4 protein-coding genes and 1 pseudogene are annotated in these 14815 nt (G+C 37.2%); all 5 read right to left on the bottom strand.

Going from position 1 to position 14815, the window contains the following annotated elements; all coding sequences use genetic code 11:
* On the bottom strand, positions 1-2311 hold a 2311-nt coding region (locus ACFILT_RS00795; RefSeq protein WP_375678784.1), incomplete at its 3' end, for an autotransporter outer membrane beta-barrel domain-containing protein.
* A 172-nt stretch (positions 2312-2483) separates the two neighbouring features.
* Positions 2484-3209, bottom strand: a pseudogene (locus ACFILT_RS00800) (autotransporter outer membrane beta-barrel domain-containing protein); the annotation flags it as partial.
* Between the two features lie 697 nt (positions 3210-3906).
* The gene (locus tag ACFILT_RS00805) at positions 3907-7152 is read right to left on the bottom strand and encodes an autotransporter outer membrane beta-barrel domain-containing protein (protein WP_375679436.1); all 3246 of its coding nucleotides are present in this window, start codon (positions 7150-7152) and stop codon (positions 3907-3909) included.
* 445 nt (positions 7153-7597) lie between these two features.
* Positions 7598-10369 carry an autotransporter outer membrane beta-barrel domain-containing protein gene (locus tag ACFILT_RS00810; RefSeq protein ID WP_375679437.1) on the bottom strand — a complete coding sequence of 924 codons (2772 nt, stop codon included), beginning with the start codon at positions 10367-10369 and terminating at the stop codon, positions 7598-7600.
* Between the two features lie 1180 nt (positions 10370-11549).
* A complete protein-coding gene (locus ACFILT_RS00815) occupies positions 11550-14666 on the bottom strand; it encodes an autotransporter outer membrane beta-barrel domain-containing protein (RefSeq protein WP_375678781.1) in 3117 nt (1038 codons plus the stop codon).
* Positions 14667-14815 lie beyond the last annotated feature (149 nt).

Raw genomic sequence — 14815 nt, forward strand, 5'->3', positions numbered from 1 at the left:
AAGGATCTAAAGGATCAGAGGACTGAGAAGGCTTTGGTTCAACAGGGGCAGAAGGAGGAGAAACAGTATCCAGAGATGAAGTGTCCTCCGGAGCAGAGGGCTCAGATGGCAGAACCTCATCAGTAGAATCTTCAACTGGAACAAAAGGTGCAGGCATAGGTTGCACAGCAGAAGGAGCCTCCGGAACTGTTGGTACAGAGGGAGGCTCAGACGGAACTGGTGCAGAAGGAGTCAGCGTCGAATCCGTAGGGATAAATGTTTCAGACGGTTCAGATCCTTCAGGCAAAGAAGGTGTAGATGGTATAAATGGAGGCTCAACAGAAGGGGGTTGTTCAGGTGAAATAGTCTCTGTTGGTCGTTTAGAAGGAACCGTCTCTTCTTCAGATTGAGGAGGTAAAACTGTAGACGTTGGCTTAGAAGCAGTTTCAGAAGAATCTAATTCAGGACCAATGTAAACACTTTCGAGACGAAAATCCCAAAAATCCCCTTCTCCAACAACCAATCTATTCTTTGGATCTGCATTTCCAGAAGAAGAACTTGGACCATAGACACGAAGTTTATATTGATAAGGAAATCCATTCACCGTAGTATAACTATTGGCTAACTTAAAAGAATTTTCCTCTGCTGTCCCAGCAACTTGAACAAGTGAAATACTTTGACTTCCTTTATTGCCAGCTTTTCCTTCTAAGGTTTTGGAAAATTTCTCCATCATGAGCAGTGTACTTCCCAAAACATTCCCGTAGATCAAAATACGATCAGTTTTTTGAGGATTAAACGAGCCGTCATTATTCACAAACGCACTCATCTTAATCTGCACATTTCCCTTTGCATTATAGGCTTCTTTATCATATTGTATCCCCTCTATTGGATTTATGTCATTTAGATTACTTCCTTTCTCAATATATACTTTTCCAATATATAGCGTTTGATAATCTTGAGATATAAATTTATCAAAAAAAATTGTGCTATCAGAAATGCTTATAGACGAAAGTAATGAATCTACAGGAAGAGATTCCTGTAAATCTGTATGTTTCCTTTTGGTGAGATACCATGCAGAGCCATTTGTTAATTCTAAGTGAACAGTTGATGCATCCTCAACACGAATACCCCCTGTAAGGATAGAATCCTTTGCTTTCACCAATAGAGAAGAATTATTTTGAGCCTTTAACAATAAATCACCAGAGATCTTTGTCCTTTCTGTTAATTCAATGGTAGCTTCAGCTCCATAAATATCATCTCCCGTACTATAAATGGCAATACCATCGGGAACTGAAAAAGTTGTCTGTGACAAATGCAAAGATGCTTCACCCCAAACAATTTTTTCTACTTTTGAAAGTTTTTCACTCCCTACCTTAAACATATCACCCCATACATCTGGGCCTAATCCATAAAAATACAGACCGTATACTCCCTCACCCTGAACAGAAATTTCTGTACCTTCAATCTTAATATTTGTCTTTTTAAACTCATTTGATGAAGCGTATTCTTGAACCAATTTACCTTCAGCATCTGCATAACCTGCAAAATTCGTAATCAAGAAGCCATGCATATCAGTGAGCTGAATAGAATCACCACGCAAATGAACATCACCACCCTGTGATATGTCAAAAGCTCTTGGAAATTCATCAATAGTTTCATTATCAACTACAATCGTATGTTTCTTACCTTTTCCCTGAATCTTGGTTGTATCAATAAGATATTTTCCCCCAAATTGTGTTGAAAACGCACCAATCTCATTAAAAGTAATAGTACTGCCTGACATCCTAACGAATGCATCAGAACTACTCACAAATCCAATCCCTTTTGCATTCAAATTATCTGATACAATATCAATATTTACGCTCACTAAAGCAATATCGGTTTTTTTTCCTTCTGCACATACAGCTTGCAAACTACCTTCAATCTTCCCTCTATTCATCACAACTTGCCCGTTCTGAACACGAAAACCGGACATATCCTTAATATTTGAATTGGTTAGAACAAGCCTGCCATCATCTTTTACAGATGCACTATATAAAAATGACTGCTTTGGCCTATGCGAGATAATATTTGTCTCTAATAAATTTAAAACAGTTCCCTCTTTTTCTATAGAGAAGACAGCAACAAAATCATCTAGAGAAGAGACAGAAGGAGTATAATTTTTATTACTTATCGTATGTTTTTTACTATCGCTATATGTAAAAAAACTCCCTGATACATTACAGGAAGTTCCTAAATTATTAGGATTCGCATTAACACTCACGATTGGCAAAAAAGAAACAATAGCCGTTGTAATAAATAAAAATCTATACCCGCTTAATACATTAACCATAACTTTATTCCCAATTTGCCTTTCTCCCCCTGTTAGTTAAAAATAAAAAACATTCCCCATAAGATTAAGTTAAACACACTAACAATAGCAAGTATAAAACTTAACTAATCACTTTATACTTCATAAAAAACTCTATAACTTATGTAAAAATCACTCTATATTTCATAGGTATCTAAAAACGATAGTATAAACCGCCTGAAAAAATAATCCCTGAAAAACCACCTTTTCTAAGGCAATGCTGATAAGTTACATCTCCATGCAAAGCAAAGTTTGAAGACAACTGAGCCTTCAATCCCATTCCAGTTTCTAGAAAAGAGCCAAAAGCCCTCATTGGAATTCATCTTCAAACCGCACACGTTGTTTTCCTCTAAAACTAATGGCAAGCTGAAGCTTGCAATTGAAAGAAACAACAAGAGCCTCTTCAGAAGCAGCAAGCATCTTTCTTAAAGACCACCAACACGCATCACCCACAAATCAAGTTTTCCCATCTCAATATCAAAACCATCAATATCAGACGCCTTATCAAACCGCACATTTTGATAAATAACCTAAACCTGCGGATCAAAAATAACCCCTTTATGCCTGTCATAAATGACTTGCCCGCAATCAATGAAGCACTCAAAGGTGTTTCCTTCAATGTTGCTGTCTTGCCTCTTGCTTGCGCGAGAACATCCCCTTTAAATAAACCATAGGGAAAAAGGACATCTATATAAAAGCCTGTATCATGCTGCATGCTGCCATATACTGTAATAGACCATTTATCAAATGTACTTTTTTGCTTTCTTTAACATCTTGAGGTTGTAGAGAGTTTTTTTCCATTATTCTCCATTATTCCAAAGCTCAAAGTGTGATGTGTATCCTCAATCGCATTGAGCAAGACACTTGCCTCTATACCATGAACATCAGAAACCTGAATCTTACCTTCATCAAAGGAAAGAACCACCCTGCTTCACACCAAACACAGATTGAGATAACGTAGCATCTCTACCACTTTTCTTTTCGCCATTTCCTGTAATAGAACTCTTTTTAAAAGAAGTTTTATTATCTTTTGACACAACCACTGCTGATGTAATCTTCTCAGATCTCTTTAATTCTAAAATTCCATCAGTTCCTGAAAGCCTTTTTCCCCTTTACTTTTTTGCGGCTTAATAACTATGTTATGAGTTCGTATTGTAAAAATAACACCTGTAGTCCTCCTATCCAATCCACTCATATATAACTTATTACGACTTCCAAAAGTACGAGAAGCATCAACTGTATCACACGAATACGACTCAAAAAAAGAATTACACGAGGGGCTATAATCTTCTGCACTCACATCTATATTGTGCACGAAGAAAGAAATAGAGGTCGTAAGAGAACACACACATAGCGTTTTAGTACTTTAATCATAATTTAGTCTAAACTTCCTTTATTTTATCTTCATAAAAAACTGAAAAGACACACCTGGTTCATCTACTTATTATTCTTATTATGTACCGTTACATATAATTTGTTTTGTATTATATGTAAAGTCAAAAATCAGAAAAATGACACAACAAAACCATGTTTTGTGCTTATGTCTTTCACAAAGGATGTATTAAAGAAAAATACAATTAAAAATGATAACTTAATCCACCAGAAAAATGCGTTCCGGAAAAGCCGTCACTCGTAAATTTATGCTGATAAATCAGATCGCTATGAAAAATAATTTTGGGAGATAATTGCGAAAAAACACCAAATCCAGCTTCTAAAGAAGTCCCAAAGGAACCAAGCTGGAAGGCATCTTTAAAATATACAAATTGTTTATCATCAAAACTACGAATGAAATGAAGCTTACCATAGAATGAAAGAACATGTGCATCTTTATCTTTAGTAAATGTAAGTGTCTTCGTTAAATACCCACCAATACGCATCCCCCAATGATCTGGACTTCGCATATCAATATTAAAATTATCAATATCACGAGTCTTATGAAACTGGAGATTTTGATAAACAAACTGAACCTGTGGTTCAAAAATAAAATATCGGCTGCCTATCATAAACGTTTTACCAGCAGTTAAAGAAACACTTAGGGGCTTCCCTCTCAATGCAGCCGTTTTACCTCGCTCAAGTGTGAGAACATTTCCATTAAACAAACCATAAGAGAAGAGACCATCCATATAGAGACCCGTATCATGCTGCATGCTTCCATATGCTGTGATTGTCCATTTATCAAATATACTTTCTTGACTTTGTTTAACCTTTCGAGGCTGCAAAGAAAGCTTGCCATAATTTCCCATAATCCCAAAAGATGTCGTACTGTATGCACTTTCGATTTTCTTGAGTAAAATACCTGCCTCTAGTGCATTATAATCAAGCTCACCGCCATAATCACCATATTTAAATGCAGACAAATTTGAAGTATAATGATGATGTCCACCGTAACCGCGCAAAAATAAAGCGGGATTTTCATCATTTTTCAATAACCGACCAGAAACAGTTCGCAGCGCTTGCAACTGCTTGCTTTGATTACTGATATCCATCAAACCAGCATAAAATAAGGTATTTGGCACAAGAATATAAGTCAAAACCTGTGGAACAACGACTCTCACATTTGGCTCAAAATGAGAAGAAGGCTTAAAAATAGATGCCGGAACAGAAGAACCAGACGCAGGTGGAGTAACAACAAAAGGAGTGGGTGAAACAGATGGCGGAACAAATGAAACAGATGCAACTGAGGAAACAACAGAAGGAGTGGGTGAAACAGATGGCGGAACAGGGGAAACAGATGCAACTGGGGAAACAACAGAAGGAGTGGGTGAAACAGATGGCGGAACAAGTGAACCAGATTCAGGTGGAGCAACTGGATTAGATTCAGCAATAGCGGGAACAACAGGTGCAAGAGAGGAAAGAGGATTGGGGATCTCAAGTACAAAAACATCAGATACATTAGGTGTGGTCGTAAGATGGGAACCCCTATCAGGAGAATCTACAGGAGAAGAAAGACTTGGCTCCTGAGATTTTTTCTGAGAGTTAGAATCAATAGAACCATCCTCACCTCCAGTAATATTAGGATGAATTTTAGGAAAAGAAGGAATATCATCAGAAGAAGGGGGGACAACCAAATCAAGAACAGGAAAAACTTTAGTGGAATCAAGAGAAGTGGAATCAACAAATTGACTTTCAAGTCGGAAATCCCAAAATGTTCCGGAGTTTTTAAGCACTCTTTGATTGGAATCTGCCGCCCCTAAAGAAGAGCTTGGACCATAACTCTTAAGATGATACTGATAGGGAGAGGCTTCAAGTGTGACATACCCCCCCTTTAACTGAAAAGAATCTTCCATGGCTTTTCCATAAACCTGAATAATGGAAATCCCCTGATTATTACCGCCCTCTCCCGTCAATGCCCCTGGACTTCCAGGAATCTTATAAACATGAACTGTTGTTTTTCCTTCAAGATCACCATTGATTAAAAGCCGGTCAGTTTTTTGCTCTTGCAGAGCTCCGCCTTTATCCAAATATGCATTAAGATAAAGATTCACATCACCGTGCGCTTTATAGACAGTCCCAGATCCTTTTCCAATGAGAAGTGTCTGATAACCATTTGTTTTTTTAGATTTTAATTCTTCAAAAACAAGAGAACTATCCGTAAGATTGACCGATGAAATGAAGGAATAGTCCCCTAAATTAGAACCAGAAGCATCAAAATTTTGCAATTTATCATATTTTGGTCGCGATAAAATCCACTTTGAACCATTTTTTAAATCTATCTTAGCTGTAGAACTTTCATCAACATGTGCGCCTCCTACAAGGGTAGAAGCATCAGCCTCAATCTTTACATTAGAACGCTCAACAGCTTTCAGGAGTGAATCTCCAGAAATTTTTGAATTTTGTAAGAGTTTAACAGAACTTTCGAATTCGCGGCTATAAATAGCCGTACTTTCTGGAGCCATAAAAGTTGTCTTTGTCAAATGGACAGTCCCTTTTCCAGGTATAATTGTTTTTTTATCATTTAAGACAGCTTCCCAAAAAAAGTGCATGCCATTAAATCCATTCCCTCTCACAAAAACATTGGAATATTTTATATGAGCAGCATTATGGTTATTTCCCTGCACTACAATGCCATGAGCATTGTCGACATTAACGTTTCCCTTCTGGAAATTAAGAGAGCCTTTCCCCTGAAGCATACTAAAAACAGAGCCTTCACGATGATTATCTATATTTGTTCCCTGTTTCCCCCTCCCAGTAATAGAAACACCCTCTAAATTAATTTCTCCATCTCCTCCTGTTTGAACACCAATACCATCAGCAAAATCAATTTTTCCTCCTTTCATATAAATTTTTGCACCATTATGACTCAAAAGACCTATCGCATCAGAAGATGTCTTAATCTCTGTCTTGGTCAAAGAAACAAACGACCCTTTACCCCCAACACTGATCCCCATTCTGGTTGCTTTAATCACCCCATCCTGCATCTCAAAAGCTCCCTCATCATTAATATCGGCCCCTATCGACACATCATTTAACATGGAATCAAATAGAGCAACGCCTCCCCCATTTGAGGACTTTACAGCTGTTGTCCAAGCGTTTGTTTCTGAATGTCCATGTGCATTCGAAATACCGTTAATGATTATAGCCTCTCCCTCAATGACTGTATTTTTCCCTGATGCCTCTATGGCAGCATAAGAACTTTCACCCGTAAGTTGATAAGTTTTCTTGGTAATTTCATGCATTTTACCATCATTACAGCGATAAAATGAGGCACTTTCGTTACATGAATATGGCTTCTTCTCAGAAGAAATCTCACCTGCATCAGTATTGTATACAAAGAAAAAAATAACCGTTGTAAAATGATATAAAGAGAGATGATTTTTAAACATAATTTTCTACAAACTTTCTTCCCCTTCTCTAAAAACAAAAAACACGCGTTCTGTTTAATAACTTTGGTTACGCGTGATAATTTAAAATACGTTTTGTATTTTATATATCCACCCTATGTTTTATGTAAAGCCAGAATCCCAAAATATCACAATTTAAAATTGTATTATTTATAAAAACGCGTAAAAATATAGATAGAAATAAAAATTCCACCTCAAAGCAGTAATTTCAAGAGAATTTAATAAAAATAAACTCAAAGAGGAAAAACAGCATAAGAAGCAAAAACTGCAAACCAGAAAGCCTTATCTCGTTTCTAAAAAGAAACAAACTTGCTCATGCAAAAAAAACATTTTTTTAAAAAACTTATTTAAAAAGTTGCAAACAAATAATAAAAAACCACAAGCTATGCTTGTGGTTTTTTAAACAACTTACCTCAAGATGATCATCCTAAAAACGATAGCGCAATCCACCAGAAAAACTGATTCCAGAAAAACCACCTTTACTCAACTTATGCTGATAAACCAAATCACCATGAAGCGCAAATTTTTGAGACAAGCGAGCATTAAGACCTAATCCAGCCTCTAGAGAAGAACCAAAAGCCCCTAACTGGAAAGAATCTTTAAAGCGCACAGACCTTTCTTTTCCAAAATCATGGGCAAAATGGATCTTTCCATAAAAAGAAACATCACGATCTTTTTCAGACGCAGTAAGAGTCTTTATCAAGCGACCACCCATACGCACCATCAATTGATCAAGTTTATCCATCTCAATATTAAAATTATCAATATCGCGGGCCTCATTAAATTGAAGATGCTGATAAACAACCTGAACCTGTGGATCAAAAACAACACCTTCATATCCTGTGGCAATTTTCTGACCACTCATCAAGGAAACACTTAAAGGGTTACCCTTCAATGTTGCCGTTTTACCCCGTGCAGTTGTCAGAACATCTCCCTTAAACAGACCATAAGATAACAAACCATCAACATAGAATCCTACATCATGCTGCATACTGCCATAAACTGTAGCAGTCCATTTATCAAATGTACTTTTTTGGCTTTGTGCAACATCTCGAGGTTGTAGAGAAAGCTTTCCATAAGACCCCATAACCCCAAAGGATATAACACTGTCAACATTTTCAACAGTTTGTAGCAAAACACCTGTCTCTAGTGCATAGTACCCTAGATCTCCCCCATAACCATATTCAAGCGCAGATAAATCTGAGGCATAACGATAATTCCCACCATAGCCACGCAAAAATGAAGCAGAATTTTCATGAATTTGCAACATTCCACTAAGATTAGTCCGTACTATCTCCAACTGCTTGTTTTGATTGCTGATATCTATCAAACCAGCCTGGAACAAACTATTCGGCAAAAGTAGATAAGTTGGCACCTGAGGAACAACAGATCTTACACCTCGTTGAGACAGAGAAACATTTTCAATTTCAGAAAGACTATCTGTAGAAGACGCTGGCACAACATCACCAGAAGATTCGGGAATAATATCCTCAACAGAAACATGTGCAGGAAGTATACGTTTAGAAACCATAGGAGTTTCTCTATAATCAGCAGTTTGAACATATTCATTTTCTAAACGAAAATTCCAAAATGCCCCTCCATTCAAAGCAAATTTCTGTTTAACATGCTCTTCCCCTCTAGTAACACTTGGACCATAAGAACGAAGTACATATTTATAAGGGGCCCCCTCTAAGGCAACATACTGTCCATTCAGTTGAAAAGAGTCATACGATGCATCTCCATAAACTTGAATAATTGAAACACTATGCGCTTTTTTATTTTTTTCTTCTAAACCTCCCGCAACCCCTTGTATATGGACTATAGTTCTTCCCTTAACGTCACCATGAATGAGAAGCCGATCCGTTACTTGATGATCACTTGTATCACTAGGATTTAAACGTGCATTCAAATGAATCCAAGCATCACCAAAAGCCTGATAAACAATACCTGTTCCTTTTCCAATATAAAGCGTTTGATATGCATGATCAGTACTGGACTTTGGTTTTTCAAAAGTAATGGAACTATTAGAAAGGTGTACCGATGAAATAAACGAAACACCTCTATAATTAGGATCTTGTAATTTTTTCTGTCTTGGTTGCAATAAAGCCCACTGTGAATTATTTCCCAAGATAAGGTCGACTTTAGAACTGTTATCAACCTGAGTTTGACCGACAAGTGCAGAAGCATCAGCAACAACCTCTATAGAAGAGTTACGATCAGCCTTCAGCAACAAATCCCCAAAAAGCTTTGTTTCCTTTAAAAATATTTTAGACTTTCCAGATTGACTGCTATAAACAGCTATACTATCTGGAACGACAAAACGCGTCTTTTTCAAATCAACGCGCAATGATTTTCCCTCTGACAAACCTTCTGAAGCAGCCACACCTTCAAAGTGTATACCATAAAATGCATTACCTTTCACTGTAATATTGGAATCTCCGATATTAATCTGAGGAGCTTTATCTCCCTGCAATAAAAGCCCATGAGCATCAGTAACATCAACAGACCCTTTCATAAACTGAACATAACCATCTTCAGATATATGAAAAGCTGCCTGACGACCTGCATCCAGCCCTTGATCATCCTTGCCGGTACTCCCCTTGCCGGTAATAGAGACACCCTCTAAAATAAGATATCCTTTTTCTCCTGCTTTAACCCCAACTCTCCCTAGGCTAATTTGCGTATTCGTTAAATCAACACCACTTTGAGATTTTCCTCCAGCAAAAGCCCCCACTTTGATTGCATCAATTGATCCACCAGACATTACGATGAATCCACCTTGAGCTTCCACCCCCACTAAAACCCCACTCAACGTGGAATCGCTCAGAAAGACGCCCGCTTCTTCTGATACCTTTACTCCATATTTCCAAAAATTGTTTTCCGAGTTATTCTTTTCATCCAAAATACCCTTAACAGTTACATTCTTGCCACGAATAATTGTACCTTCCTTAGACGCCTCTATGGCTCCATAAACACCATTAACATTTTTATCCATTAGCGAATAAACTTTATTATTAATTTCATGCTCTCCACCACCACACTGATAAAACGCTGCATTCTGATCACATGAAGACTGCTTTTTTCCAGAGATAACCTGAGATTCAGCATTGCGTGCAAAAACACCAACATTGTGTGTCAAAAAAAGAAGTGCCGTTGTAAAAGTACATAAGGAGAAGCGATTTTTAAATAGATTGACCATAATTCCACCATAATCCCCCTCTTCTTACTAAGATCTATACATAACGTATCAAAAAACTTAACCAAAAGAAAAATATTTAATACGCTTAGGTTTTAATATTGTGAGTTTATTAATATTTTTTGTGTTTTATGTAAATATGGAATTAAAAAATTACTCGAAAATACAATCTAAATCTGTCGCTTTTACAAAGAATTTGCAAAAATATAACTGAAGAACGACAGAAAAATCACCTTTAACGTTGTTAGTCAAAAACACCCTTAGTCAGTTGACATGCATTAAGAACACCTACTTTAACTGCCGTCTAATCACCGCCAGAACGGATATAATCAACATCCTTACGATAATATTATATTGAAACAGTGTACACTCTGTAAGCAGACAAAACATATGCCAAAATTGAGAAACAAGAGTTCACATACGTCTTTTAGGCAATCTTCATGGTAAGACAGTCTAATAAAAAGTAGGAACGTGTAAAAATCAGTTCCGATTTTACTATCTCCTTTTAATTCAACTTTACAACAGTCGAAAGCATTCAGAGCCGTACTTTTAAAAAGTGAAGATGACACATGACTTCATCCTGTTATTTATCGAATTCCTTTGAAGAAAACATATTTTCCAAAACAATATATCATTGTGTTTCTCATTCACCAATTTTCTCAGATATATCTCATTATTTCCATCCCCATTTCACAACGACAGCGGATATAATATAAAGTTCATCGGATACAGCCCTCATTGCGCCTGAGTAGCATTTTTGTCTTTGCCAATTTCTAATATTGTAAATCCTCTCCTCTTAACATAATTCCCAAAATTATATTGACCCTTTCTTAAATGATTATCCACTTGCCAATCTTACATATAATAGACAAAGGAATGCTTTTTATGGATTCATCATAAGAGCATTGAAAATATTTCAGCGCCCTAAATTAAAAAATATCTTTATAAATCAAAATATTATAAATAATATAATAATCACTCTGAAATACGCATTTTGAAACAATAACGTACAAACTCTTCAGACTTTTCAAAAAAATGAAAGAAGTCCAACCTAAAAGCATATTAAAGATATGCAAAGTCACACTCTCGTAAAAATGCTATAACACAAAATGAATAGATAATGAGAAAAGCCACAAGTATAACTTGTAGCTTTTTGAAAGATTAATCAAAAACAGGAACAACACTAGAAATGATAACGCAATCCACCTGAAAAACTCGTTCCAGAAAAACCAGCTTTCGTTAGTTTGTGCTGATAAACCAAATCGCCGTAAAGCGCAAAATTTTGAGATAATTGGGCATTAAAACCTAATCCAGTTTCTAACGAAGAACCAAAAGCACCTAGCTGAAAAGCATCTTTAAAATGCACAAATTGTTTTCCTTCAAAACCATGAGCAAGATGAAGCTTGCCATAGAAAGAAACAACTTGAGCCTCATCAGTAGCAACCAGCCTCTTTGTTAAACGCCCCCCAATACGCCCTATCCATTGATGAAGCTTTCCTAAATCAATATCAAAGCCGTCCACATCACGCACTTTATTAAATTGAAGATATTGATAAACAACTTGAACTTGCGGATCAAAAACAAAACCGTTCTCCCCCACCATAAATGTTTTACCAGCAGTCAATGAAGCACTTAAAGGATTTCCCTTTAATGTTGCCGTCTTGCCACGTGCAGTTGTTAGAACATCACCTTTAAACAAACCATAAGACACAAGACCATCAACGTAAAAACCTGCATCATGCAGCATACCACCATATGCTGTAACTGACCATTTATCAAATGTACTTTTTTGACTCTGCTCAACATTCAAAGGTTGCAAAGAAAATCTCTCGTAAGCCCCGATAATTCCAAAAGAAGTGGAACCATACGTATTTTCGATTGCTTTCAGCAAAACACCAGCCTCTAGTGCATTATAATCAAACTCGCCGCCATAACCATATTCAAGCGCGGAAAGATTTGAAGTATAACGATGATTGCCGCCATAACCGCTCACAAAAAAGAAAGGATTTTCACGACTTTCTAATAAGCCCCCAGAAGTAATTCGCAAAGCTTCTAATCGCTTATTTTGATTGCTCACATTCATCAAACCAATATGACGTAAGGCATTAGGTAAAAGGAGATAATTCGGAACCTGCGGAACAACAGCCTTAACGCCCGGCTTAGGACGAGGATGAGGCTCCGGAGCTGGTGCTGGAGAAGGAGCTGGACCTGGAATTGGGTCAGGATCTGGTTTAGGTTTAACATCAGAATCTATAGATCTACTTTCAAGGCGAAAATCCCAAAATTCTCCGTTCCCTTCAACTAATCTCTGATCCATACTTGCTTTTCCAAACTCAGATTCTGGACCATAACTATAAAGCTTATACTGATAAGGTAATGCGTTTAACGCTACATAACCACCTTCCAACTGAAAAGAATCTTGCTTTGCTTGTCCAGAAACCTGAATGATTGAAATACCTTCAGCATTCCCCCCCTTTCCCGTATATCCTCCTGGACTTCCTGTAACTCCATGCACTTGGAGCTTTGTTTTTCCCGAAACATCACCATGAATTAAAACACGATCAGTCTTTTGATGATCAAGATCACCGCCCTTATTCAGGTATGTATTAAGAGAAATAGAGGCACCGCCCTGTGCTCTATAAACTTCACCCTTTCCCTTTCCCACACGAAGGGTTTGATAATCATCAACAGAAGAAGATTCGTGTCTTTTAAAATTAATAGAGCTCTCATCCATAAGACTAACGAGTGAAATAGAAGAATCATGTGCAGCCTCGTGTTGATCTTTTTGCAACGGTTGTTGTAAAATCCATTGAGAACGGCCTCCCAAATAAAGCTCAGCATTAGAATTTTTATCAACGTGTGTGCGACCCTCAAGAGTAGAAGCATCCGCCAAAACTGTTATAGAAGCACCTTCCTCAGCTTTTAATAAAAAATTCCCTGAGTGAAGAGTGCTGTGTACCAACCCCACCGCACCAGAAATCATGTTTTTACCATAAAGAGCCGCATCGTCTAAAACAGAAAACTCTGTTTTATCCAAATTAACAACTTCTAATCGTGGTGGAACTTTTTCTTCCTCTGATGAAATTTCTTCTTTTTTATCCCCACCTTCACTCCATGGCTTCTCTCCCCGAAAATAGATACCATAAGATCCCTTACCATTTACGGTAACAGAAGAGGATTTCATATTAACTTCAGTCACAGGAATCTTTGAATCAGAATCCTCATTTGATAAATCTTTAACTTCCTGAAGAGGAATAGAATTGACTATATTTTCTAATAATATGCCATGGATCCCCCCACCAGTACTAACAATAGTACCCTCTAAATTAATAGCCCCCCCTAAATCCATATGCACAACCGCACGATCCTTACCTTTATCACCCTTCCCAGTAATTTTAACATTCTCGAGATTTACTTTTCCACCTAACATCGAAGAAATCCCATGGCTGTTCATAAAATCAACTGATCCACCTGACATCCAAATTTCTGAATGATCATAACTTAAAAGACTTGCATTCCCATTAGCTGTCTTAATTTCTGTATCTTCTAAAAGAACAAACGATTTCTCTGTTGCATCAACACCCTCATGACTTGCCTTAATCTTGCCATTTTTTACCTCAATCACGCCATCACTCGCACGAAGGGCTATAACTGTATTTTTGATAATCGGATCTTCCAAAACAATCTTACCGTTCTCTAATACATGCACCCCCACTAGAAAAGTTTTATCAGCAACTTGACTACTAACCGTTACATCCTCCCCGCGAACTTCTGTACCTATTCCTTTCACCGTTATAGCAGTAGGATCATCAGGATAGAAGGAAGCGTTCTCATTCGTAATCTTATAAGATTTATTATCAATTTTAGACTCCCCGCAATTATCGCATATATAATACAACCGATTATAGTAATAAAACCCAAGATTCACTCCTCTTCCATCAGAGTGCTCATTTTTAACCGTATTATCTACATTTTCCTTACGCCCATTCTCCCCAGCTAATCCACTCAGCTTACGATAATCATTTCCCCCACGAATACCATCATCGTTATTGCCAACATTAATCATATTAGGAGGATAATAATTATCACCACTTTCTCCACTAAGAGGAAGCTTATGCTTATTACTCCCGCTAAGCTGAGGAGAAGAATTAGCAGAGACAACTGGAATAACCTTTATAACATAAGGTTTACTATCCTTCCCCTCTGCAGCCGCATACACTTCTCTTCCATTTTGAAGCAAAGAGAGGATAGCGGTTGTACAAGCACATAAACATACATGATTTCTAAAAACTTTAATCATAGTTCCCTCGAAACTTTCCTTCCCCTCTCATTAAAAACAAAAGCACTTACAAAACACCCCATTGCACACCTCAAAAATACGAAAAGTGTAACAAAAGAACATGCCTCATGCTCATCTGAACTGTGTAATGAATTATCCCAATAAATTTG

Source organism: Bartonella sp. AP7XZML (assembly GCF_042195745.1).
GTDB lineage: Bacteria > Pseudomonadota > Alphaproteobacteria > Rhizobiales > Rhizobiaceae > Bartonella.

Bases quoted from the DNA above. Each gene is read 5' to 3' on its own strand.
- ACFILT_RS00805 (WP_375679436.1), bottom strand. From the start codon at position 7,152: ATGTTTAAAAATCATCTCTCTTTATATCATTTTACAACGGTTATTTTT.
- ACFILT_RS00810 (WP_375679437.1), bottom strand. From the start codon at position 10,369: ATGGTCAATCTATTTAAAAATCGCTTCTCCTTATGTACTTTTACAACG.
- ACFILT_RS00815 (WP_375678781.1), bottom strand. From the start codon at position 14,666: ATGATTAAAGTTTTTAGAAATCATGTATGTTTATGTGCTTGTACAACC.